Annotated in this window: 20 protein-coding genes and 2 tRNA genes; 12 read left to right on the top strand and 10 right to left on the bottom strand. The window is 58.6% G+C overall.

Annotation, left to right across the window (positions count from 1 at the left end; all coding sequences use genetic code 11):
• Nucleotides 1–108: 108 nt before the first annotated feature.
• Entirely contained in the window at nt 109–1,479 is a 1,371-nt protein-coding gene (locus tag ACYBHZ_RS08350) for a class II 3-deoxy-7-phosphoheptulonate synthase (protein ID WP_460273797.1), read from the top strand.
• Nucleotides 1,480–1,528: 49 nt separating this feature from the next.
• On the opposite strand, the gene ACYBHZ_RS08345 is transcribed toward ACYBHZ_RS08350, so the two are convergent.
• A complete protein-coding gene (locus ACYBHZ_RS08345) occupies nt 1,529–1,933 on the bottom strand; it encodes a GNAT family N-acetyltransferase (protein WP_460273796.1) in 405 nt (134 codons plus the stop codon).
• Between the two features lie 100 nt (nt 1,934–2,033).
• Complete coding sequence (locus ACYBHZ_RS08340) at nt 2,034–2,780, bottom strand: PAS domain-containing protein (RefSeq protein WP_460273795.1); 747 nt, start codon at nt 2,778–2,780, stop codon at nt 2,034–2,036.
• A 613-nt stretch (nt 2,781–3,393) separates the two neighbouring features.
• Here ACYBHZ_RS08340 and gmk point away from each other — a divergent pair.
• Both gmk and ACYBHZ_RS08330 read left to right on the top strand, forming a co-directional pair.
• Nucleotides 3,394–4,041, top strand: coding sequence for a guanylate kinase (gene gmk, locus ACYBHZ_RS08335; RefSeq protein ID WP_460273794.1), 648 nt, complete (start codon nt 3,394–3,396; stop codon nt 4,039–4,041).
• On the top strand, nt 4,038–4,565 hold the full coding sequence (locus ACYBHZ_RS08330) for a gamma carbonic anhydrase family protein (protein ID WP_460273793.1): 528 nt from the start codon (nt 4,038–4,040) through the stop codon (nt 4,563–4,565). Before gmk ends, ACYBHZ_RS08330 begins: the two co-directional genes overlap by 4 nt.
• Before the next feature lie 35 nt (nt 4,566–4,600).
• On the opposite strand, the gene ACYBHZ_RS08325 is transcribed toward ACYBHZ_RS08330, so the two are convergent.
• Nucleotides 4,601–5,017: a hypothetical protein gene (locus tag ACYBHZ_RS08325; protein WP_460273792.1), complete on the bottom strand. Its 417-nt coding sequence runs from the start codon at nt 5,015–5,017 to the stop codon at nt 4,601–4,603.
• A gap of 252 nt (nt 5,018–5,269) precedes the next feature.
• Here ACYBHZ_RS08325 and ACYBHZ_RS08320 point away from each other — a divergent pair, with 252 nt between their 5' ends.
• The 8 genes from ACYBHZ_RS08320 to ACYBHZ_RS08285 all read left to right on the top strand — a co-directional run bounded on the left by ACYBHZ_RS08320 (nt 5,270) and on the right by ACYBHZ_RS08285 (nt 13,671).
• The gene (locus tag ACYBHZ_RS08320; RefSeq protein ID WP_460273791.1) at nt 5,270–6,337 is read left to right on the top strand and encodes a sensor histidine kinase; all 1,068 of its coding nucleotides are present in this window, start codon (nt 5,270–5,272) and stop codon (nt 6,335–6,337) included.
• Nucleotides 6,338–6,617: 280 nt separating this feature from the next.
• Nucleotides 6,618–7,649: a substrate-binding domain-containing protein gene (locus ACYBHZ_RS08315; RefSeq protein WP_460273790.1), complete on the top strand. Its 1,032-nt coding sequence runs from the start codon at nt 6,618–6,620 to the stop codon at nt 7,647–7,649.
• 145 nt (nt 7,650–7,794) lie between these two features.
• Nucleotides 7,795–9,258 carry a phosphate ABC transporter permease subunit PstC gene (gene pstC, locus ACYBHZ_RS08310; RefSeq protein ID WP_460273789.1) on the top strand — a complete coding sequence of 488 codons (1,464 nt, stop codon included), beginning with the start codon at nt 7,795–7,797 and terminating at the stop codon, nt 9,256–9,258.
• Entirely contained in the window at nt 9,258–10,604 is a 1,347-nt protein-coding gene (pstA, locus tag ACYBHZ_RS08305) for a phosphate ABC transporter permease PstA (protein WP_460273788.1), read from the top strand. The genes pstC and pstA overlap by 1 nt, the downstream gene beginning before the upstream one ends.
• A 23-nt stretch (nt 10,605–10,627) precedes the next feature.
• The gene (pstB, locus tag ACYBHZ_RS08300) at nt 10,628–11,425 is read left to right on the top strand and encodes a phosphate ABC transporter ATP-binding protein PstB (protein ID WP_460273787.1); all 798 of its coding nucleotides are present in this window, start codon (nt 10,628–10,630) and stop codon (nt 11,423–11,425) included.
• Nucleotides 11,426–11,439: 14 nt separating this feature from the next.
• Nucleotides 11,440–12,162 carry a phosphate signaling complex protein PhoU gene (gene phoU, locus ACYBHZ_RS08295; protein WP_460273786.1) on the top strand — a complete coding sequence of 241 codons (723 nt, stop codon included), beginning with the start codon at nt 11,440–11,442 and terminating at the stop codon, nt 12,160–12,162.
• Entirely contained in the window at nt 12,162–12,851 is a 690-nt protein-coding gene (gene phoB / locus ACYBHZ_RS08290) for a phosphate regulon transcriptional regulator PhoB (RefSeq protein WP_460273785.1), read from the top strand. The genes phoU and phoB overlap by 1 nt, the downstream gene beginning before the upstream one ends.
• 154 nt (nt 12,852–13,005) lie before the next feature.
• Nucleotides 13,006–13,671 carry a GntR family transcriptional regulator gene (locus tag ACYBHZ_RS08285; RefSeq protein WP_460273784.1) on the top strand — a complete coding sequence of 222 codons (666 nt, stop codon included), beginning with the start codon at nt 13,006–13,008 and terminating at the stop codon, nt 13,669–13,671.
• Between the two features lie 14 nt (nt 13,672–13,685).
• Here the strand turns inward: ACYBHZ_RS08285 and ACYBHZ_RS08280 are convergent, their stop codons facing one another.
• From ACYBHZ_RS08280 to ACYBHZ_RS08255, 6 genes are all read right to left on the bottom strand, one after another.
• Nucleotides 13,686–15,125, bottom strand: coding sequence for an aldehyde dehydrogenase family protein (locus tag ACYBHZ_RS08280; RefSeq protein WP_460273783.1), 1,440 nt, complete (start codon nt 15,123–15,125; stop codon nt 13,686–13,688).
• A 38-nt stretch (nt 15,126–15,163) separates the two neighbouring features.
• Nucleotides 15,164–16,465, bottom strand: coding sequence for an NAD(P)/FAD-dependent oxidoreductase (locus ACYBHZ_RS08275; RefSeq protein ID WP_460273782.1), 1,302 nt, complete (start codon nt 16,463–16,465; stop codon nt 15,164–15,166).
• Between the two features lie 28 nt (nt 16,466–16,493).
• Nucleotides 16,494–17,879 (bottom strand): aspartate aminotransferase family protein, encoded by a 1,386-nt coding sequence (locus tag ACYBHZ_RS08270; RefSeq protein ID WP_460273781.1) that lies wholly within the window; start codon nt 17,877–17,879, stop codon nt 16,494–16,496.
• A gap of 343 nt (nt 17,880–18,222) precedes the next feature.
• Nucleotides 18,223–18,732, bottom strand: coding sequence for a YcbK family protein (locus ACYBHZ_RS08265; RefSeq protein ID WP_460273780.1), 510 nt, complete (start codon nt 18,730–18,732; stop codon nt 18,223–18,225).
• A 264-nt stretch (nt 18,733–18,996) separates the two neighbouring features.
• Nucleotides 18,997–19,071: transfer RNA gene (locus ACYBHZ_RS08260), tRNA-Asn, on the bottom strand.
• An 82-nt stretch (nt 19,072–19,153) separates the two neighbouring features.
• Nucleotides 19,154–20,044, bottom strand: coding sequence for an MBL fold metallo-hydrolase (locus tag ACYBHZ_RS08255; RefSeq protein WP_460273779.1), 891 nt, complete (start codon nt 20,042–20,044; stop codon nt 19,154–19,156).
• A 46-nt stretch (nt 20,045–20,090) separates the two neighbouring features.
• On the opposite strand from ACYBHZ_RS08255, the gene ACYBHZ_RS08250 reads away from it, so the two are divergent.
• Nucleotides 20,091–21,422: an ATP-binding protein gene (locus ACYBHZ_RS08250; RefSeq protein WP_460273778.1), complete on the top strand. Its 1,332-nt coding sequence runs from the start codon at nt 20,091–20,093 to the stop codon at nt 21,420–21,422.
• Nucleotides 21,423–21,481: 59 nt separating this feature from the next.
• Here the strand turns inward: ACYBHZ_RS08250 and ACYBHZ_RS08245 are convergent.
• Nucleotides 21,482–21,558 (bottom strand) — tRNA-Ile (locus tag ACYBHZ_RS08245).
• Nucleotides 21,559–21,628: the final 70 nt, after the last annotated feature.

Below are 21,628 nucleotides of genomic sequence, written 5' to 3'. Positions count from 1 at the left end.
TTTTCTCAGAGCGCTCAGCCCACTATAACTCCGCAGACCACCCATGTTTGCTAACGCTAACGGCCGCATGGGAGGGAGGAGAATATTAACCGTTTTGGAGTAGAGACGATGACGGATTGGGTGAAAACCGCATGGCGCAACAAACCGCGTGTGCAGATGCCCGACTATACGGACGAGGCCGCGCTGAATGCCGTTGAGGCACAGCTTGCCAAATATCCGCCGCTCGTCTTTGCGGGCGAGGTGCGTAAGCTCAAGCGTGATCTGGCGAAAGCCTCGCGCGGCGAAGCCTTCCTTCTGCAAGGTGGCGACTGCGCCGAAAGCTTTGCCGAATTCGGGGCGGACCAAATCCGCGACACGTTTAAGGTCATGCTGCAAATGGCGATGGTCCTGACGTTCGGCGCGAAAGTGCCGGTGGTGAAGGTCGGCCGTATGGCCGGTCAGTTCGCGAAACCGCGTTCGGCCCCGACCGAAACCGTGAACGGTGTGGAACTGCCGTCCTACCGTGGTGACATCATCAACGGCTTCGATTTCGACGAATCTTCTCGCGTACCCGATCCGCACCGCATGCTGCAGGCCTATACACAGGCTGCTGCGTCCCTCAACCTTCTGCGCGCCTTCTCCAAAGGCGGTTTTGCTGACATTCACCGGGTTCACGCCTGGACGCTCGGCTTCACGGAATCGGATGAGGCGGAGAAATACCGCGACATGGCGAACCGCATTCAAGATGCGCTCGATTTCATGAAAGCGGCGGGGATGACCTCCGAGAACAACCACGATCTGCACACGGTGGATTTCTACACCTCGCATGAGGCGCTTTTGCTGGAATACGAAGAGGCGCTCTGCCGCGTTGACAGCACCACCGGCGCTACGATTGCGGGGTCCGGCCATATGATCTGGATCGGCGACCGGACCCGTCAGCCTGATGGTGCGCATGTGGAATTCTGCCGTGGCGTGCAGAACCCGATCGGCCTGAAATGCGGCCCGACCACCACCGCCGAAGATCTCAAGGTTCTGATGGAAAAGCTGAACCCGGAGAACGAAGCCGGTCGTCTGACGCTCATCGCACGTTTTGGTGCAGGCAAGGTGGCGGATCACCTGCCGCGTCTCATCGAGACGGTGAAATCAGAAGGTGCCAATGTGGTTTGGTCCTGCGATGCCATGCATGGCAACACGATCAAATCCGAGAGCGGCTACAAGACGCGCCCGTTCGAACAGGTGCTCTCCGAGGTGCAGGAATTCTTCGCCGTGCACCGCGATCAGGGCACCATCCCGGGCGGCGTGCATTTCGAGATGACCGGTCAGGACGTGACCGAATGCACCGGCGGTCTGCGTGCCGTGTCGGACGAAAATCTGGCCGATCGTTACCACACCGCTTGCGATCCGCGTCTCAACGCGTCGCAATCGCTGGAGCTTGCCTTCCTCGTGGCCGAAGAGCTGCAAAAAGGTCAGACCCCGGAAACGATTGCCGCAACCGCGTAATCTGGTTGAAAATCAAATGATTGAAAGCCGGGCTTGAGGTCCGGCTTTTTCATGTCCCGCGATGGAAGATGAAGCAGTTTCCGGAAGGTTCATAGCCAGCCGCCGCATAGAATGACATGGCTCCGGGCGCTGACAGGAGCAGATGTGTTCTCACTTCAGGTGCGGCTTTGACCGTTTCGCGCAGGAGCGCTTTTCCGATGCCGCGCCCCTGAAACTTTTGATCGACTGCGAGATCGGAGCAATAGAGGCAATAGGCGAAATCGGTGACGGAGCGCGCCACCCCGGCGAGATGACCCGCGGAATCCCGTGCCGTCACAATCAGATCGGAGCCCGCAAGCATCTTGGCGATCCGCTGCGGCTGATCCATCGGACGACGCTCTGCGAGCGTGGAGGCTGCGAGCAGAGCAAGAAATTCATTGGCGGAAAGATCGGGTTCGATGGCGTAGGTGATCATGCGATGCTCTTGTGTTGAGGGCAGAGGAGCATGTGAGGCTTGGCTTTGAAAGCGAAAAGAGGGGATTCGCGAGGGACGGTGCGCGGCTGTGAGCGATCCGTCAGTCGTCGCTGCGCACCAAGCGCAGCATCGGTTTGCCACGCTTCGGTTCACCTGCGTCTAACGTCGGTTTCGCGCGCGGCGCTTCGACCTTATGCGTTGTGTCGGATTTCTTTTTCCCGAAATCGTGTTTGCTGTCGGCGAAACCAGCCGCGTCGGATGCGGGTTTTCCGCGTGTCGCGAAGGTCTGTTCCGTGGGGTTGCCGACAAGCGGACGGTAGTGAACTTCTGATACCTCAAAGCGTCGCGGTTGCCGGCCAATCTCGCCGCGCGACTGCAAGCAGCCGAGAATCCGATTCACATCGCCCAAATCCGATTTCAACGGGCAGAGCAAAATCTGCGCATCCATTGCACCGCGCCCGATCCCGCATTCTGCTTTCAAGGTGAGCGTGGTGATCTGGGGCGTCGCAAAAACCGCCTCAAGCGCTTCGGACAGTTCTGCGCGACTTTCAGGGACGAACATCGCGGTGAGCGGCATGCCCCGCACTTCCATCCCCATCAGATCGGTCAGATGCATGCCTGCCAGACGAAAACGGGCAACGCCGGGTGCGATGCGTTCAAGGATGAAGGCGTATTCAAGCGCAGATTGCATCCCGCGCGGATCAATGTCTGAACGGGCAGGCACCGGGCGGCCATTGCGGAGCCCATCCCAATAGGCTTCGACCGTTTTCAGGGCCGGGAAGTGAGCGTTGCCCAAGCGGTTCATCAGGGAAACCACATTCGAGCCTTTGGCATGTTCCGTTGTCATCTCATCACCTATCTCTTTGACCGGTGTGTCAGGCCGGACCCTGAATGGGACCCTTACGAAGGGTGCATTTGGTGGCGGGAGGTCATTCTGAACACTGTTCCGACGCCTGTGATGGCCTCGGATGTTCCCGCAGTTGCATTTGATTTTTGGTCTGACCAGAAGGCTGGTCGCCTTGTTGACCCGAATATGCCACGAACTTGCCTGATTTGGTGGAAAATCCTAACGAATGGTTAACATGAAACAAAATGATGGCGTATTGGAAATTCCCATAATGACGTAAGGGTAATCTTCTGTTCTGTGCAAAAAATGGAAAGCAAAAGTAAAACAAGACGTTGTTTTTCTTGCACGATGGGCTCGCGAGGCCATTCCCGAGGTTTCACAACTGAGGTTGTGGCATTTTCATCTCTTTTGCTCCGTCCGCTTTGAGGTGTTGCGAAGCGTTTTCGCTGTGTAGGTTGTAACGATACCGCTGAGTCTTTTTTGTTGAAGTGCCGCATTTAGGCCTTAATTGAGGTCGCCTTTTTCATGCGGTGTCTCATTGGTTGCCTGCTTTCCAAGCCGCATAGGGGCTGCTAAGGACGGATCAAGCATTGGCACAGGGGAGATCTTGCACATGACTGCCGACCGGCGTGGCCTTTTGATTATTCTGTCCTCGCCCTCGGGCGCAGGGAAATCCACGCTCGCGCGTCGCCTGATGCAATGGGACGAGAGCCTGAATTTCTCCGTATCTGCGACGACCCGTTCCCCCCGCGAGGGGGAGGAGAATGGCGTCCACTATCACTTCGTTGATGAGCCGGAGTTCAAAAAGATGGTCGATGAAGGCGAGATGCTGGAGCACGCCAATGTGTTCGGCAATTACTATGGTTCCCCGGCCGGTCCTGTCCGTGAGGCGATCGAAGAGGGGCGCGATGTTCTGTTCGACGTCGATTGGCAGGGGGCGCAACAAATCTCCAATTCCGTGCTGCGCGATCACGTGCTGTCGGTGTTCATCCTGCCGCCCTCGATCACCGAGCTGCGTCGTCGTCTCGAAGGGCGGGGTGTGGACGCGCCCGAGGTAATCGCCAAGCGGATGAAGCAAAGCTGGGACGAGATCAGCCATTGGGATGGCTATCACTATGTTCTGGTGAATGACGATCTCGACGTGACTTTCGAACGCTTGAAGACCATCGTATCGGCGGAGCGGCTGAAACGTGCGCAACAACCGGGCCTCATGGGCTTCGTGCGCAAACTTCAGGCGGAATTCGAGGAGGTCGAGGGATGACGCTGTATACTTTGGACGATCACGCGCCGGTTCTGCCGGAGAATGGCGACTATTGGGTCGCGCCGGATGCGAATGTGATCGGTAAGGTTGTGCTGGAAGAGGCCACGAGCATTTGGTTTGGCGCAACGCTGCGCGGTGACAATGAGATGATCTTCGTGGGCGAGGGGACGAATATCCAGGAAAGCACGGTCTGCCATACGGATATGGGCTATCCTTTGAGCATCGGCGCGGGCTGTACCATTGGGCATAAAGCGATGCTGCATGGCTGCACGATCGGGGAGAACACCCTGATCGGAATGGGCGCGACGGTTCTCAATGGCGCGAAGATTGGCAAGAACTGTCTGATCGGGGCCTGTGCGCTGATCACGGAAGGCAAGGAAATTCCCGATGGCTCTTTGGTGATGGGAAGCCCGGGCAAGATTGTCCGCGAGCTGACCGAGGCACAGATCGCCGGGCTGAAGGCCTCTGCCTTGCATTACCAACAGAATGCGCGACGGTATCGCGACGGTCTAAAAGCGATCTGATCTTGGGGGGGCCTGCGGGGCCCCTTATTTCTGGCTCAGTGCACAATAGCCGGGGCGATATCATCTTCCGGGCGCAGCACGTCCAGATCAAGGTTCGGATACAAGGTGCGAAGCTCTCTCTTGATCATGTCCGGACGCGGCATGCCGCGCGCAATGATATGAAGCATGCCCTTATATCCGGACATGGTGAGAAAATCCGCCAGATTCAGGCAATCGAAAGTGTCGGTGAGAACCGGTGCAACAACACTCATCGGGCCAATGCTGCTCAAAAGCTCCGGGGTGAGCTCAGAAAATTCGATAAAAAAGTCGCCGGTACGGTGGGGGAAATAGGTATTGAGGGTGTGCGGGGACTGAGGCGCGCCCACCATAAGAACCAGACCTTCCTCGTCGGCCTGTGATCCGAGCGTTCCGGTCGCGAGCTGCGCAAATGCTTTTTGTCTAATGCTGCCCATGTGCCCGATGTCCTATTTTATTTGTTTCGTTTTCTGCGACAAAACGAGCAAAAGTACAGATAATGCAACAATATTTTTCTCAAAATGGGAAATAGTTGCATGTTGCAAGGGTTGTGATCTTGGGCAGAGCAAACATCTGTATGTGCCGCGCAGGGTTTGGCAACACAACAGAGCCGGTCGGGTTTGATCTATTCGACCTGTCATGAAAGGGTTACATGCCCGCTATAGGCAGCCTGCAATCAGGATTTTTCGATGCAATACACTGTGACAACTCGGTCTCACGACAGCGACATGGTCGGCGCCCTCGCGGATGCCATGCCATTCCCTGTCGTCGCCATTGGGCGTGATGAGCGGATCATGGCGGCCAATGCGCCCGCGCGTGCGCTGTTCAATGAGCAGATGGTCGGGCGGCATTACATCACTGTTCTGCGGCAACCGATGCTTTTGGATGCGATTGAGAACGTGTTGCGCCTGTCCGAACCGGCCGAGGCGGTGTATCGGATCACGGAGAGCCAGCGCGAACTGGTCTATGATGTGGTGCTGCGCCCGGTGATCGCCGGGGATTTCGCCTGTGTCACCGTCGCCTTCGAAGATAAGACCGAACTCTACGAGGCCGGGCAGATGCGCCGCGACTTCGTGGCGAATGTGAGCCATGAGTTGCGGACGCCTTTGACGGCGGTGCTTGGGTTCATTGAGACGCTCTTGGGGCCGGCGGCAGAAGATTCCAAGGCCCGCGAGCGCTTCCTCGGAATTATGGACCGTGAAGCCAAGCGGATGAATCGGATCGTTGGTGATTTGCTGTCGCTGAGCCGTGTGGAATCGGAGCGCCGGGTGCGCCCGACCGATCAGGTCGATGTGGCCGCGCTTCTGCGGTCGGTCGTGTTGAGTTTGCAGCCCGTGGCCGCCGCGCAAAACGTGACGCTTATTGTCGAAGGTGCCGAGGGCAGCGAAGAGGTGCCGGGAGATCACGATCAGCTGACACAGGTGTTCACCAACCTGATCGAGAACGCGATCAAATACGGCGGGCGCGACCGCGAAGTGCGCGTGTGTCTGACCTCTCATACCGATGAGCCGACCATGCGCTCTCAGGCCGTGCGCGTCGATGTGTCCGATCAGGGCGAGGGAATCGCGTCTCAGCATATCCCGCGCCTCACAGAACGGTTCTACCGCGTCGATTCGCACCGCTCTCGAGAAATGGGTGGAACCGGGCTTGGCCTTGCGATTGTGAAGCATATTCTGAACCGTCACCGTGGACGGCTCAGGATTGAAAGCCATGCGGGGCAGGGCAGCTGCTTCTCTGTGATCCTGCCGTATGAATAAACTGTCATAAAAGGCAGATTCTTCAGGTCCCAATGCGGGAATTGATCGGCTTGAAAGGTTAATTCACTGTCACAATCATGAACGACATGACGGTCTGTAGCGGGCTTTTTGCCTGAATTTCTTCGTTTTTTCTGGGCTAATTTGAAAGATGTCTAGGATTTCTATGCGCTTTGTCATGAAGCTGTTACATTACTTTCACAAAAGCATTGCACCACGATCCTAAACCGCCTTCCGAGAGAGCAATACCGCTCTCGGACATACAGCAAATCAGGAGCATACGATGTCCTTTGTGAAACTGACCGCTTCCGCGATCGCGATCGCCGCAGTCTCCGCCTCCGCCGCAGCGGCCCGTGACAATGTGCAGGTTGCCGGTTCCTCCACCGTTCTGCCCTACGCTTCCATCGTGGCCGAAGCCTTCGGTGAAAACTTCGACTTCCCGACCCCGGTCGTTGAATCCGGTGGTTCCTCCGCTGGTCTCAAGCGCTTCTGTGAAGGTGTTGGCGAAAACACCATCGACGTTGCCAACGCGTCCCGCAAAATCAAAGACAAAGAAATCGCTGCCTGTGCCGAAGCTGGTGTCACCGACATCATCGAAGTGCGCATCGGTTACGATGGCATCGTGTTTGCCTCCCAGATCGACGGTCCGGCCTTCACCGCTTTCGAGCCGGCTGACATCTACAACGCTCTGGCTGCCAAAGTCCTGAAAGACGGCGAGCTGGTCGACAACACCTACGCTCAATGGTCCGAGTTCAACGCCGAGCTTCCGGCGGCTGACATCATGGCCTTCATCCCGGGCACCAAGCACGGCACCCGTGAAGTTTTCGAAGAAAAAGTCCTCGTGGCTGGCTGTGAAGCCACCGGCGCTATGGAAGCCATGGTTGCTTCCGGCATGTCCGAAGACGACGCTGAAGGCGCTTGTATGTCTGTCCGCACCGACGGCAAATCCGTGGACATCGACGGCGACTACACCGAAACCCTCGCTTCCATCGACGCCAACCCGAACGGCATCGGCGTGTTCGGTCTCGCCTTCTACGAGAACAACACCGACAAGCTGAAAACCGCGACCATGTCCGGCGTTGAAGCCACCACCGACAGCATCGCTTCCGGCGACTACCCGGTGTCCCGTCCGCTGTACTTCTACATCAAGAAAGCGCACATCGGCGTTATCCCGGGCCTGAAAGAATACGCTGAATTCTTCGTCTCCGACGACATGGCTGGCCCGGATGGCCCGCTCGCCGAGTACGGCCTCGTCTCCGACCCGGAACTGGCTGCCACTCAGGCTGCTGTTTCCGACGAAACGATCATGCAGTAATTCGCGCATAAGCTTCGACCTCTAGGTCAACAGGCGCGGCGCGGGTTTCACTCGCGCCGCGTCTCATCCGGAACACCGGTTTAAACTTATCTTGCAATGGACACATGCGGTTGCCACGGATCGCGTCCAGCACAAGGAGCGGCACATGCCCGTATTGTGGCTTATCATCCTTATTTCGGCTCTTAGCCTTGTTGGTTTCATTTCCGGGCGCAAACGTGCCCTGAACAATGCGGGCGGGGATGTCCGACTGCTTCATTCTTTGCCGAGCTACTATGGCTCCAATGTTTTTCTGGCGACCCTGATCCCCGGTGTCGCTGTCCTGCTGCTCTGGCTGATCTTTCAACCGATGGTCATCCATGGTCAGGTGTCCTCGCTGATCCCCGAAACGGCTTACACCGATAAGGGCTCGCTGAATCTCGTCATGTCGGATGTGAACCGTGTGGCTGACGGTCTTGACACCGCGGTGCGCGAAGGCGCGATGACCGCTGCGCAAGCCAGTGACATCCGCGCCGAATTCACCGACATTCGCGGTCGTCTCGGCGCTGTCGGCGTCGCGCTTGGCTCCAATGTTGAGCCTTATGTTTTGAAGGCCGCGCAAGAATATCGTGCGATGAACATGGTCGGTCACTGGATGATGACCGTGGTTGCTCTGGCCGTAGCGCTAGGGGGCTTCGCCTACGCGTTTCTGCGGACGAACAAGGAATACCGCGCCCGCAATCATGTGGAAAAAGTCATTCTCGGACTTCTGATTGCCGCCGCCTCCATCGCCATTCTGACCACCTTGGGGATCGTCCTGTCGCTGATCTTCAATACGCTGGAATTCTTTAAACTCTATCCGGCGAAGGATTTCTTCTTCGGCACCACTTGGGCTCCATCTTTCGGTGGCGGTTCCGAGCTTGGCATCCTGCCGCTGTTCTGGGGTACGTTCTACGTGTCCTTCATCGCGCTGGTCGTCGCTGTGCCAATTGGCCTTTTCGCTGCCGTGTACCTGTCTGAGTATGCAGGCCCGAAGGTGCGCGCGATTGCCAAGCCGGCCTTGGAGGTTCTCGCGGGGATCCCGACCATCGTTTACGGTCTCTTCGCGCTTCTGACCGTCGGTCCGCTTCTTATGTCGGTCTTCGGCGATGACGGGCTGGGCTGGATGCAGGGCGGGCGCTCGGTGATGACCGCAGGCCTCGTGATGGGCGTGATGCTCATCCCCTTCGTGTCCTCGCTCTCTGATGACATCATCAACGCCGTGCCGCAGTCGATGCGCGATGGCTCCCTCGGCCTTGGTGCGACCAAATCCGAAACCGTGAAACAGGTCGTCCTTCCGGCCGCTCTGCCGGGGATCGTCGGTGCCATCCTTCTGGCCGCCTCGCGCGCCATCGGTGAGACCATGATCGTGGTGATGGGGGCAGGGGCTGCGGCCAAGCTGAACCTGAACCCGTTCGAGGCCATGACCACCGTGACGACGCGGATCGTGTCGCAGCTCACGGGGGATGCCGACTTTGCCTCTGCCGAAGCCCTGGTCGCTTTCGCCCTCGGTATGACGCTGTTCGTCATGACCCTCGCGCTTAACATCTTCGCGCTCTTCATCGTGCGCAAATACCGGGAGCAGTATGACTGATGTCCGACTTCACCGCTGATAACGGCCCCGCCAAATCGTCTCTGTTCACGGAGACCGCCCGCACGAAACGCCGCAATGCTGCCGAAACCCGGTTCAAAGCCTATGGTATCGGCGCCATCGCACTCGGCCTGTTCTTTCTGGTCGCACTGTTGTTCTCGATCATCGGGAACGGTGTCGGGGCGTTCAAACAGACCTTCGTCACCATTCCGGTGGAACTCACGGAAGCCAAGCTCGACAAGACGGGCAACCGCAACCCTGAGGAAATGGCGAAAGTGTCGACCTTCGGCTACAAGCCGATTGTGACCGCGTCCTTGGTCAAGGCTCTGAAAGATGCCGGGATCGAGATCCCCTTCGCCAAGGAAAAGGATGTCGAAGACATTCTGTCCGCCTCCGTTCCGGCGCAGGTGCGTGACACTGTGCTCGCCAACCCCGATCTGGTCGGTCAAACCGTCGAATTCCGGATGCTGGCGTCCTCGCGTGTCGATGGCTATTTCAAAGGCCGTGTGACCCGCGAAAGCCTTGCGCGTGACAAGAACCTTGATGCCGAGCACCTCGATATCGCCGATCAGATGGTGAAAGCGGGGATGATGAAAACATCGTTCAACCTCGCCTTTATCACCGGTGCGGACGCCTCTGAAAGCCGTCCAGAACAGGCCGGGATGGGCGTCTCGATGGTGGGCTCTCTGTTCATGATGCTGGTGGTGCTGGTTCTGGCCCTGCCGATCGGTGTCGCCGCCTCGATCTATCTTGAGGAATTCGCGCCGCAGAACAAATGGACCGACCTCATCGAGGTGAATATTTCGAACCTCGCCGCCGTGCCGTCGATCGTCTTCGGTATTCTCGGTCTTGCGGTGTTCATCCAATTCGGCGGACTGCCGCAATCCGCGCCGCTGGTGGGGGGGCTGGTACTGACGCTCATGACGCTTCCGACGATCATCATCTCGACGCGCGCGTCACTCAAAGCCGTGCCGCCGTCGATCCGCGACGCGGCTCTGGGTGTGGGCGCGTCCAAGATGCAGTCGGTGTTCCACCATGTGCTGCCGCTGGCAATGCCCGGCATTCTGACCGGGACCATCATCGGTCTGGCGCAGGCGCTTGGGGAATCTGCACCGCTCCTGTTGATCGGGATGATCGGCTACATCGCTTCGAACATGCCGGACGGGATCACCGCTGGCCTGCTGTCGCCGAACTCCGCTATGCCCGCTCAGATTTACGAATGGGCCAAACGTGCCGACCCGGCGTATTATGAACGCGCCTGGGGCGGGATCATCATCCTTCTCGTGTTCCTGATGACGATGAATATCATTGCCGTCATCTTGCGCCGTCGCTTCGAGCGCCGTTGGTAACGAGGTCAGTTGAGGTTAAACCAATGAACGATATGCGAATTGTGAGAAAAGACGTGGACATGAACGACACCAAAATCTCGGCCAAAGGCGTACAGGTTTTCTACGGCGACACCCACGCGATCAAAGACGTGGACGTGGAGATCAAAGACAAGACCGTGACTGCCTTCATCGGCCCGTCCGGGTGTGGCAAGTCCACCTTCCTGCGGTGTCTGAACCGCATGAATGACACGATCGACGTCTGCCGCGTGGAAGGCGAGATCAAGCTCGATGGCGAAAACATCTACGACAAGCGCGTCGACCCGGTGCAGCTGCGCGCCAAGGTCGGCATGGTGTTCCAGCGTCCGAACCCGTTCCCGAAGTCGATCTATGACAACATCGCCTATGGTCCCCGTATCCACGGTCTGGCCAAGAACAAGGCCGAGCTTGATGAGATCGTCGAAAAGGCGCTGCGCCGCGGGGCGATCTGGGATGAGGTCAAAGACCGTCTTGATGCGCCGGGCACTGGCCTCTCTGGTGGTCAGCAACAGCGTCTGTGTATTGCCCGCGCCGTGGCGACCGAGCCGGAAGTTCTGCTGATGGACGAGCCGTGCTCCGCGCTCGACCCGATTGCAACGCTTCAGGTCGAGGAGCTGATCGACGAGCTGCGCGAGAACTTCTCCGTTGTCATCGTGACCCACTCGATGCAACAGGCCGCCCGTGTGAGCCAGAAAACCGCCTTCTTCCACCTCGGCAACCTCGTGGAATACGGCGATACCGAACAAATCTTCACCAACCCGAAAGATGAGCGGACTGAAAGCTACATCACGGGCCGGATCGGCTAAGGGAGAGAGACGAGATGCATAACGATACCAAACACATCGCTTCGGCGTTCGATCGCGATCTCGAAGCCATTCAGGCCATGATCATGAAAATGGGCGGGCTTGTTGAAGCTGCCATCAAGGATGCCGCGCAGGCGCTCGAAGAGCGTGACGTGGAGCTGGCCGAAAAGGTCCGCCAGTCTGACAAAGCCATCGACCTGCTCGAGGAAGACGTGAACGAGGAGGCCGCGCGCCTCATCGCGCTGCGCTCTCCCACGGCGTCTGACCTGCGCACGGTTCTGACGGTGATGAAAATCTCCACCAACCTTGAGCGCTGCGGCGACTATGCCAAGAACCTCGCGAAACGCACCGGCGTTCTGGTCAACATGCACCCGATTGAGGGGGCGGCTCCGTCGATCCGCCGCATGGCGCGCGAAGTCGAAGAGATGCTGAAACTGGCGCTCGACGCTTATATCCAGCGCGATGTCTCTATGGCCAACGAAGTCCGTCACCGCGATCTCGATGTTGATCAGATGTACAATGGCCTGTTCCGCGAATTCCTCACCTACATGATGGAAGACCCGCGCAACATCACCGCCTGTATGCACTTGCATTTCATTGCCAAGAACATCGAGCGCATGGGCGATCATGCCACCTCGATTGCCGAGCAGGTGATCTATCTGACGACCGGCGAAATGCCGGAAGACCCGCGCCCGAAAGGTGATTTGACCTCGCAGGCCGTGGATGCGGAGGATCTCTGATGTCCGCTGACCAACCCCGCGTCCTTGTTGTCGAGGACGAACCTGCGCAGCGGGAAGTGCTCGCCTACAATCTTGAGGCCGAAGGCTTTGCCGTTTCCAAGGCCGAGAACGGCGATGACGCGCTTTTGTATGTCGATGAAGACAACCCCGATATCATCGTCCTTGACTGGATGCTGCCGGGTGTGTCGGGCATCGAGATTTGCCGTCGTCTGAAGACCCGTCCCGATACGCGCGACATTCCGATCATCATGCTTTCGGCTCGTTCCGAAGAGGTGGATCGGGTGCGCGGTCTCGAAACCGGTGCCGACGACTATGTCGTAAAGCCCTATTCGGTGATCGAGTTGATGGCGCGCGTGCGCACCCAGTTGCGCCGCGTGCGACCGGCGGCCACGGGACAGGTCCTTGAATACGAAGACATCCGTCTCGACAGCGAGACCCACCGGGTGACGCGCGGGGAGGACTCTTTGAAGCTTGGTCCGACGGAATTCCGTCTTTTGTCCACATTCATGGAGAAGCCGGGCCGAGTTTGGTCGCGTGAACAGCTTCTCGACCGTGTTTGGGGCCGTGACATCTATGTCGACACCCGGACGGTCGATGTTCATATCGGGCGGCTCCGCAAAGCGCTTTGCCAGCATGGCGGGCAAGATCCGGTCCGCACGGTGCGCGGTGCAGGCTACGCTCTCGGCTGAGACCGGTTGAGATTGTAAAATTTAAGCGCCAGCCCCGAAAGCGGCTGGCGCTTTTCTTGTCTGATCCGTTGGGGCCCGTGCATGCCTTGCTGTCCGAGGTAAAATTTGCTCAGATGTCTGGAGCAAAATTTAAACCGGTGGGCCCAAGCTGAACATGACGGATCTTACACTCAAAGAGCCCGCACATTTGCGGACCTATCGCGGCATTCGCGAGCTGATCCTGTCCGGCGATTTGGTGCCCGGCGAACCGGTGACGATTCAGGGGCTGACCGACCGTTTGGGGGCGGGGATGACACCCGTGCGCGAAGCGATCCGGCGGCTGACGTCCGAGGGGGCGCTGATCTTTCACGGCAACCGCCGTGTGACGGTGCCGACGCTGACCTTATCGGAAGTGGATGATCTGATCTTTGCGCGTCTGGCTCTTGAGCCGGAACTGGCGCGGCGCGGCGCGGAAAAAATGACGGAGCAGGGCATCGCCACCTTGATTGAGGTTGATCGCGAAATTGACGCGGCGATGAGCGTCGGGGACATGCGCTGCTATATGGTCCATAACCATCGCTTCCACATGGAGCTCTATGCGCCCGGACGCAGCGAGGTGATCACTCCGATCATCGACACGCTCTGGCTGCGTTCCGGTCCTGAGCTTCGCGTAATGTGTACCCGTTTTGGCAATCAGAATCTGCCGGACATGCACCGGGTCGCCATTCAAGCGCTCCGTGACAAAGACCCGGAAGGTGTCGCAGAAGCGATCCGGCGCGATATTCTCCAAGGCATGGAGAATATTCGCGCCATCGTTGCCGAGCGGGACGGTCTGCCCTAAGTCTATACCTTAACTCAGGCGGTTATCACCTTGATTTCGCAGAAATCCTCGATGCCGTAGATGCCACCTTCACGTCCGTTCCCCGAGAGTTTATAGCCCCCAAAGGGAGAGCCGGTTGAGAGGTCCGAGCCGTTCAAACGCACCATCCCGGCGCGGATGTCACGCGCCATAGCCATGCCGCGCGCTTTGCTTTCCTCAGAAGCACCGGTCTGGATATAGGCGGCAAGCCCGTAGGGGGTGTCGTTTGCGATCCGAACCGCGTCCTCGTCATCTTCGTAGGAGATCATCGCCAGAACCGGACCGAAAATCTCTTCCTGTGCAATGCGCATGTCGTTGGTCACGTCACCGAACACGGTCGGGCGCACGAAATAGCCACGGTTGAATCCTTCGGGACGGCCAAGGCCACCAGCGACCAGCCGTGCACCGTCTTCGATCCCGGCCTGAATAAGGCTTTGCACGCGGTCGTATTGCATCTGCGAGACAAGCGGGCCGATGTGATTGCCGGGCTGTGACGGAAGGCCGACGGTGGTCGCTTCTGCGACCTCTTTGGCAATCTCCATCGCGGTCTCATAGTGGCTCTGCGGGATCAGCATACGGGTCGGTGCGTTGCAGGACTGGCCGGTGTTCTGGAAACAGTGTTTCACACCGCGTTTGACCGCATCTTCAAAGTCGCAATCATCAAGCAGGACATTCGGGCTTTTGCCGCCCAGTTCCAGCGTGACGCGTTTCACGGTCGGTGCGGCGGCTTTGGAAATTTCCACGCCTGCGCGGGTGGAGCCGGTGAAGGACATCATGGCCACGTCAGGATGCGTGGAAAGGGCCGCGCCCACCGTTGGGCCGTCGCCGTTGACGAGGTTGAACACGCCCTTCGGGACACCGGCTTCATGCAGGATTTCGGCATAGAGCAGCGCGTTCATCGGGGTCAGTTCGGACGGTTTGAGAACCATGGTGCAGCCCGCTGCCAAGGCCGGAATGACCTTCAGCGCGATCTGGTTGATCGGCCAGTTCCACGGGGTGATGAAACCGCAGACGCCGATGCCTTCATGCACGATCAGATCGCCCGGCGCGTTGCGATGTTCAAACTCGAACTCTTCCAAGGCTTTCACAACGCCGTCCAGATGCCCGATGCCGACGGCGGCTTGCGCCCGATCCGAGAGCGAAATCGGCGCGCCCATTTCCTCGCTGATGGCGGCGGACATTTCGTCGTAGCGCGCCTGATAGGCTTCACGGATCGCAGCCAAAAGCTCAAGCCGCTCGGCTTTCGTGGTGCGCGAAAAGGACGGGAAGGCGGCTTTCGCGGCGGCGACAGCGGCATCCACATCGGCGGCACTGCCCATTGCGACCTCGGCGAAAATCTCTTCGGTCGCCGGGTTGATCACATCCATCGTGGTTCCGCCCAGAGGCGCGATCCATTCGCCGTTAATATAGAAACGGTTGGTTTTCAGCTCTGACATATTCGCCTCTTATCCTGTTGAAACTTATATCTTGTCGCTCAGATTTTATCGCGCAAAGCATACCACGTCATCGCGGCAGCTAGAAGCGGGGTCCGAAGCGCTGGCCCGCCCGGAAAGCGGGGGCTGGGTAGTGATTGCATGAGATCGAAACGCGCCGCCTGACCCTCGACGGCTTCCGCAGCGATTTGCCCTGCGAGGGTGGCCAGCGCGACGCCCTGACCGGAGAAACCGGCTATCGACATGGCGCTCGGGCCAAGCCGCGCGAAATGTGGCAGGCGCGACATCGTGATCCCCAAAGTCCCGCCCCAAGCGTAGTCAAGTTTGGCGTCCTTCAGTTCCGGGAACACGCCCAGCATCGGCCCGCGTACCTTGGCGCGCAGGTCGGACGGGAACTTGTAGCCATAGCTCTCGCCGCCGCCGAAAATCATCCGGTTGTCGGGCGACATGCGGTAGTAATTGATCACGAACCGACTGTCCGCAACCGCATGACGGTTCGGGAGCAGTTTGGCGGCGAGATCATCGGGCAGGGGTTCCGTCACCGCGATGAAATTGTTGATCGGCATCACATGGTGGGCGATATCGCTGTCGAGATTGTTGTGATAGCCATTGAGCGCCATGATCAGATGATCGGCCTCGACGACGGCTGTGTCGGTGTGGATGCGTGGCTTGCCCTTGGTCTCAATGCGCGTGACGCGCGACATCTCATGAATGCGCGCACCTGCGGCTTCCGCCAGACGGGCGATGGCGAAGGCGTAGCGCAGCGGGTGCAGGTGGCCCGAGCCCATATCCAGAGTGCCGGAATGATAGTCGTCGGAGCCAGTTTCGCGCCGCACCTCATCGCGGTCGAGATAACGGATTTTGTCGTAACCGTAGACCTTTTGCATGTGTTCGACATGCTTTTGCGACTGGTGCGAAAAGCGCGCGCGGTGGTTGGCATGGATGACCCCATCACGCCAATCACAGTCATCGCCGCTTTCTTTGAGGATCGCTTTAACCAGATCGACCGCCTCGGCACCCATGTTCCAGAGCATCCGGGCGTCGTCCATGCTGACATGGGTCTCAAGCTCGTCTTGCTCAAGACGCTGACCCATCGAGACCTGACCACCATTGCGCCCCGACGCCCCGGAGCCAACGCGGGAGGCCTCCAAAAGCACCACGTCGAGACCCCGCTGCGCCATATGGAGCGCAGCGGACAGGCCCGCGTAACCGCCACCGACGACGCAGACATCGGCTTTCACCGTGCCGGTTGCTGCCGGATAGGGGCCGGGGGCTTCTGCCGTCGCTGCGTACCACGATTGCGGATGCTCGCCGGGGCGGTCGTTGATGGTCAGGATATCCATGCTCTGGTCCTTGCGGTCAGGTCTGAGATCAGACGTTCAGCCCTTCCGCATTGATCCGCTCAAGGGTCTCGTCCAGCGATTTGCGCGCGCGTTCGATCAGCAGATCAACTTCGGCTTTCGTGATGGTCAGCGGCGGCGAGATCACCATACGGTCACCGACATGGCGCATCACCAGATTGTTGGCGAAACAGCGCTCGCGGCAGATGTAGCCAACAGTGCCGCCCGGCGCTTTGAACTTCGCGCGGGTTGCTTTGTTCGGGGTCATCGCGATGGAGGCCATCAGACCGACAATCTTGGCTTCGCCCACAAGCGGATGCTCGGCAAGCGCTTCCCATTTTTCTTTGAGATAGGGCGCGATTTCCTTGCCAGCGCGCTCAACGATGCCTTCTTCTTCAAGCAGGCGGATGTTTTCGAGCGCAACCGCACAGGCGACCGGGTGGCCCGCGTAGGTGTAGCCGTGAGCGAACTCGTCACCTTCGTCGATCACTTTCGCCACTTTGTCGGACACGATGGAGACGCCGAGCGGGACATAACCGGAGGTGATGCCCTTGGCGCAGGTCATGATGTCCGGGGTGATCCCCAGCGTCTGCGAGCCGAACCAGTTACCCGTGCGGCCAAAGCCGGTGATAACCTCGTCCACGATCAACAGGATGTCGTATTTCTTCACGATCCGCTGGATTTCCGGCCAGTAGGTGTCCGGCGCAACGATCACACCGCCAGCGCCCTGCACGGGTTCCGCGATAAAGGCCGCAATGGTTTCCGGGCCGAGTTCGAGGATTTTCTCTTCAAGCAATTGCGCGCGCTGGAGGCCGAACTCTTCGGGCGTCATGTCGCCGCCCTCGGACCACCAGTCAGGCTGGTCGATGTGGTGAATGCCGGGGATCGGCAAGCCGCCTTGGGCGTGAATACCCTTCATTCCGCCAAGCGAGCCGCCGCCCATGGTGGAGCCGTGATAGCCGTTCCAGCGCGAGATTACGTTGAACTTCTCGGGCTGACCTTTGATCTCCCAGTAATGGCGCACCATCCGCAGGTTGGTGTCGTTGCTGTCTGAGCCGGACCCATTGTAGAACACATGGTTCAGATCGCCCGGCGCGAGTTCAGCGAGTTTCTTCGCGAGCATGATCGCCGGGACGTGGGAGGTCTGGAAGAAGGTGTTGTAATAGGGCAGTTGCTTCATCTGGCGTGCGGCGACGTCGGCCAGCTCTTCGCGACCATAGCCCACGTTCACGCACCAAAGACCAGCCATACCGTCGAGAATTTCTTCGCCTTCGCTGTCGGTCAGCCAGACGCCCTTGGCCTTGGTGATGATGCGCGCGCCTTTCTTGGCCAGTTCAGCCCCGAAGGTGAACGGGTGCATGTGATGCGCGGCGTCGAGTGCTTGCAGCTCGGCGGTGGGCAGATGGTTGTCTTGCATCGCTTTGATCCTTTGTCTTCCTCCCGTGACAGCGACAGCTTTGCGTCGTCACCTGTCCGGGGTGGGGCGTTTGAACCTGTTTTTCTCGTCTATTCGTAGAAAGATTTAGGCAGGTCGGGCGCGGTCTGTGTGCTTGGTTGAGAAATATGATCAAATTATTTGCCGGTCAAGCCACGCCAGCTGTGCGCAACCACTCAGGGGCATGTGTGCCTTAAGATTACGCAGATGATTGCCAAAGCGCAGACTTTCGCTGGGGAAAGCGCGGTCTCCCGCCTCGGAAGGCGACATGATGCGTGGCTTTTCTCCAGGTCGAAAGCAGTCCCGCCTCCTGTGTTTGCTTCGTTTAGCCGTTCCAACTCCGCACCGGCCCAGTGTCGACATGAACGAATCCATGGCGCGGATAGTAGCCGACACCACCAGCGCCGAGCGACAGGGCGATGTTGCGCAATTCTCGGGTGGAGAGATCGGCCCGGAAAATGTCGAGCGCTTGCCCCTTAAGATGGTAGGAATGCTTTGAAGCGTTGCGAATATGGCTGTTAGTCTCCGGCGTGCGGTAGCCCGAGAGCAGGCGGAAGGGCTGATCGGATCCGGCTTTTTCGCAGATCGCCGAGAGAAGAGACAGGAGACGCAGGTCCATGTCGTGTTCTGCGTTCACATGATAGTCGCGCGTCACGGAGCGAAACTGCTCCACCTCGGCCTTATTGACACGGCCCGTGAACGGGAGGGCGAAACTTTCGCCCGTATGTACGTTTTGAACTTGAAGATTGGGAACGCTGAGCGCGAGAGCAGGCGTGGCGAGGGTGGCACCCGCCGCGAAGGCGGATGAGATGAATGCGCGTCGTGTGAGAGTCATGAAGTGTCCTTCGTTGTGCGGGGCGTGTCGTCCGGGCGTGTCGTGTGGGGTGTCCCGTCACGGCCTTCTTTCGCCGGGCATCGCCTAGAAGGGAAATCACACTCAAGGAACGGCGCTGTGATCGGTAAACTTCCGCCGATCAATGGAGCTTTCCGGGAGTTCAAGCGTTAGAGTGTGGATCGTTTTGTGAACTGTGCCCCAAACGACAAAAAGCGATCCTATCGGATCGCTTTTTTGCTTATTTCCAAACCCTTGGAGGGGATTTGGCTCCGGCGGTAGGGATCGAACCTACGACCAATTGATTAACAGTCAACTGCTCTACCGCTGAGCTACGCCGGAACATGTGGGGGTGTATAGCTATGGGATTTGGGGCGTGCAAGAGGGTTTTGTGACAAAAAATGAAAATTTCATCATTTTTCTATCAAGGCACTGAAAACAATGCATTTATGTCGATTTCAGGTTCCGCGATCAGTCGCTTTTGTTGGTGCAGGTCGATCAAATGCGCCAGCGTATTGCGTGCTGCGGCAGGCAGGTGGGTTTCGGGCAAATCGGTATAGACCATGCGGGTCAGGCTCATGAGGTCCGTCGGTGTTTGACTAAGCGCAGCAAGGATTTGTGCCTCCCGATCCGCACGATGCCGCAGGAGAAAAGCGATCCGGTCGGTCGGCGCATCGACGGGGGCTCCGTGGCCGGGAAAGAGTCGTTCGGGCGCATGTTTCAAAACCATGGTGCAACTTGCGCGAAACGCTGCGGCATCGCCATCGGGGGGCGAAATAAGTGAAGAGGACCAGCCCATGATCAGATCGCCGGAAAACACTGTGTCTTGCCAGGCGAAACAGAGGTGATTGCCCATATGGCCGGGGGTATGGAGCGCTTCTATGTCGCCCGCCGGTGTGTCGATGACCGTTCGATGAGGCAAGGTCACATCAGGTTTGAAAGACTTATCGACACCTTCACCTCCACCGATGTTATCCGACAGTTGTGCCATGTGGGCGCTGCGCCCAGCCAAAGCGTCACCAAAGGCCAAGATGGGCGCTCCGGTCTCTTTAGAGAGTTTCGTGGCGCCTCCGGAATGATCCAGATGAGCGTGGGTGATAAGGATGTGGCTGATCTCGACGCCAGCGGGCAGGGCGGCCAGAATGGCGTCTCGATGCGCGGGCAGGTCGGGGCCGGGGTCGATCAGCACACGGTGCTGATCTTCGCCCAATATAAATGTGTTCGTCCCCCAATAGGTCATCGGAGACGGATTCGGCGCGAGAATGCGTGTGAGGCCGGGGGCCAGTTGGGTGATCGTGTCCGGGCGGTTCTGCACGCGATTTCTCTTTTCATCTGGGGCTTTGCAAGGCTACCAATAGCCCATGTTTTTCAATTGGCTCAAAAGATATCTGCCGCGCGGGCTTTATGCGCGGGCCGCACTGATCCTTCTGGTCCCTGTTGTGGTGATCCAGCTGGTCGTGATGATCGCGTTTTCCCAACGGTATTTTCAAGATGTCACGCGCCAGTTGACGCAGGGCGTGGTGGGAGAGATTAGGCTTTATATCGGGTCCATCGAGAACATGACGGAGCCACAGCTTTCCGTTGTTGTCAGTGAGTTGGATCACCGTCTAGGCTTTGAGACCGAGCGTGGGGCTGCGGATCCGGTGAAGGACAGTCGTCTCTGGTATGATGTCTCCGCACGGGTGATCAACAATGACCTGCGGGCCAGTATTCCCGGCCTCGAAGGTGTGGATTTCGCCACTGATACCCGTCAGGTGTTCTTGTCTGTCATGACCGATCAAGGGCGCTTGTCTATTGAGCTGCCGCGCCGCCGGGCGTCCGCCTCGAATCCGCACCAGTTGCTCGTCTTGACGGCGTTGACCGGCATCTTGATGACGGTGATCGCCTTTATCTTCCTGCGCAATCAGTTGCGTCCGATCCGCCATCTGGCGCGCGTTGCCGAGGCTTTCGGGCGCGGCGAGAACAAGTCATACCGCCCGGCGGGGGCTTTGGAAGTGCGCTCGGCGGGCACTGCGTTCCTTAATATGAGGGCGCGGATCGAGCGGCAGATCGAGCAGCGCACGCTCATGCTCTCGGGGGTGTCGCATGATCTGCGCACGCCTCTGACCCGTATCCGCTTGGGCCTGTCCATGTTGGACGTTCCGAAAAGCGACGCCGGGGAAATTACGGCAATGCAGGCGGATCTCGATGAAATGGAAAAACTCATCGACACTTTCCTCGATTTTGCACGCTCTGACGCCACCGAGGAACCTCGCCCTGTCGATCTCAAGACCTTGATGCGCGAGGCCGTCGCGCGCTCGGAACGGGCAGGGGCGCAGGTCGAGATTGCCGATATGCCCTCAGAAACCGTCGAACTCATGGCGCGGCCTGCGGCCCTGTCGCGGGCGCTCGACAATTTGCTGTCGAATGCCAAGCGCTACGGCACGCGGACGCGGATCAGCGTGCATCTCTTTGAACGTGCGGCCGTGATTTCCGTCGAAGACGATGGTCCGGGGATTTCACCCGAGGCGCGGGATCGGGCTTTGCAGCCTTTTGTGCGTCTTGATGCCTCTCGCAACCAGAATCGCGGCTCGGGTGTCGGGCTGGGCTTGGCGATTGCCCATGACGTTGCGCGACGCCACGGCGGGACGCTGCGCCTCGGCGAAAGTGATGCTTTGGGTGGGCTGAAAGCCGATCTGGTTCTGGCGCGATAAGGTCCGATTGCGCCAACAGACACAGTCTTTGGAGCTATGCGGCGGAAATACTTGGATTTTGGTAGGCCCGGCAGGACTTGAACCCGCAACCAAAGCGTTATGAGCGCTCTGCTCTAACCAATTGAGCTACAGGCCCGCCTGACGCTCTGATTATTGTGACACCGCAGCGGGGTCAAGTGGTACACGCGGGCCTTTTCAAGTTGGAA

The sequence above is a fragment of the Celeribacter sp. ULVN23_4 genome, assembly GCF_054788345.1.
Note: the sequence above shows the minus strand (reverse complement) of the source record. Positions and strands in the feature narration are given on the sequence as shown.

Excerpts from the sequence above, each read along its gene's own strand:
- ACYBHZ_RS08270 (WP_460273781.1), bottom strand. The coding sequence starts at position 17,879 with ATGCAAGACAACCATCTGCCCACCGCCGAGCTGCAAGCACTCGACGCC.
- pstC (WP_460273789.1), top strand. The coding sequence starts at position 7,795 with ATGCCCGTATTGTGGCTTATCATCCTTATTTCGGCTCTTAGCCTTGTT.
- ACYBHZ_RS08325 (WP_460273792.1), bottom strand. The coding sequence starts at position 5,017 with ATGGGCAGCATTAGACAAAAAGCATTTGCGCAGCTCGCGACCGGAACG.
- ACYBHZ_RS08345 (WP_460273796.1), bottom strand. The coding sequence starts at position 1,933 with ATGATCACCTACGCCATCGAACCCGATCTTTCCGCCAATGAATTTCTT.
- pstB (WP_460273787.1), top strand. The coding sequence starts at position 10,628 with ATGAACGATATGCGAATTGTGAGAAAAGACGTGGACATGAACGACACC.
- ACYBHZ_RS08250 (WP_460273778.1), top strand. The coding sequence starts at position 20,091 with ATGTTTTTCAATTGGCTCAAAAGATATCTGCCGCGCGGGCTTTATGCG.
- ACYBHZ_RS08315 (WP_460273790.1), top strand. The coding sequence starts at position 6,618 with ATGTCCTTTGTGAAACTGACCGCTTCCGCGATCGCGATCGCCGCAGTC.
- ACYBHZ_RS08330 (WP_460273793.1), top strand. The coding sequence starts at position 4,038 with ATGACGCTGTATACTTTGGACGATCACGCGCCGGTTCTGCCGGAGAAT.
- ACYBHZ_RS08350 (WP_460273797.1), top strand. The coding sequence starts at position 109 with ATGACGGATTGGGTGAAAACCGCATGGCGCAACAAACCGCGTGTGCAG.
- gmk (WP_460273794.1), top strand. The coding sequence starts at position 3,394 with ATGACTGCCGACCGGCGTGGCCTTTTGATTATTCTGTCCTCGCCCTCG.
- phoB (WP_460273785.1), top strand. The coding sequence starts at position 12,162 with ATGTCCGCTGACCAACCCCGCGTCCTTGTTGTCGAGGACGAACCTGCG.
- ACYBHZ_RS08320 (WP_460273791.1), top strand. The coding sequence starts at position 5,270 with ATGCAATACACTGTGACAACTCGGTCTCACGACAGCGACATGGTCGGC.
- ACYBHZ_RS08275 (WP_460273782.1), bottom strand. The coding sequence starts at position 16,465 with ATGGATATCCTGACCATCAACGACCGCCCCGGCGAGCATCCGCAATCG.
- ACYBHZ_RS08285 (WP_460273784.1), top strand. The coding sequence starts at position 13,006 with ATGACGGATCTTACACTCAAAGAGCCCGCACATTTGCGGACCTATCGC.
- ACYBHZ_RS08265 (WP_460273780.1), bottom strand. The coding sequence starts at position 18,732 with ATGACTCTCACACGACGCGCATTCATCTCATCCGCCTTCGCGGCGGGT.
- ACYBHZ_RS08280 (WP_460273783.1), bottom strand. The coding sequence starts at position 15,125 with ATGTCAGAGCTGAAAACCAACCGTTTCTATATTAACGGCGAATGGATC.
- ACYBHZ_RS08340 (WP_460273795.1), bottom strand. The coding sequence starts at position 2,780 with ATGACAACGGAACATGCCAAAGGCTCGAATGTGGTTTCCCTGATGAAC.
- pstA (WP_460273788.1), top strand. The coding sequence starts at position 9,258 with ATGTCCGACTTCACCGCTGATAACGGCCCCGCCAAATCGTCTCTGTTC.
- phoU (WP_460273786.1), top strand. The coding sequence starts at position 11,440 with ATGCATAACGATACCAAACACATCGCTTCGGCGTTCGATCGCGATCTC.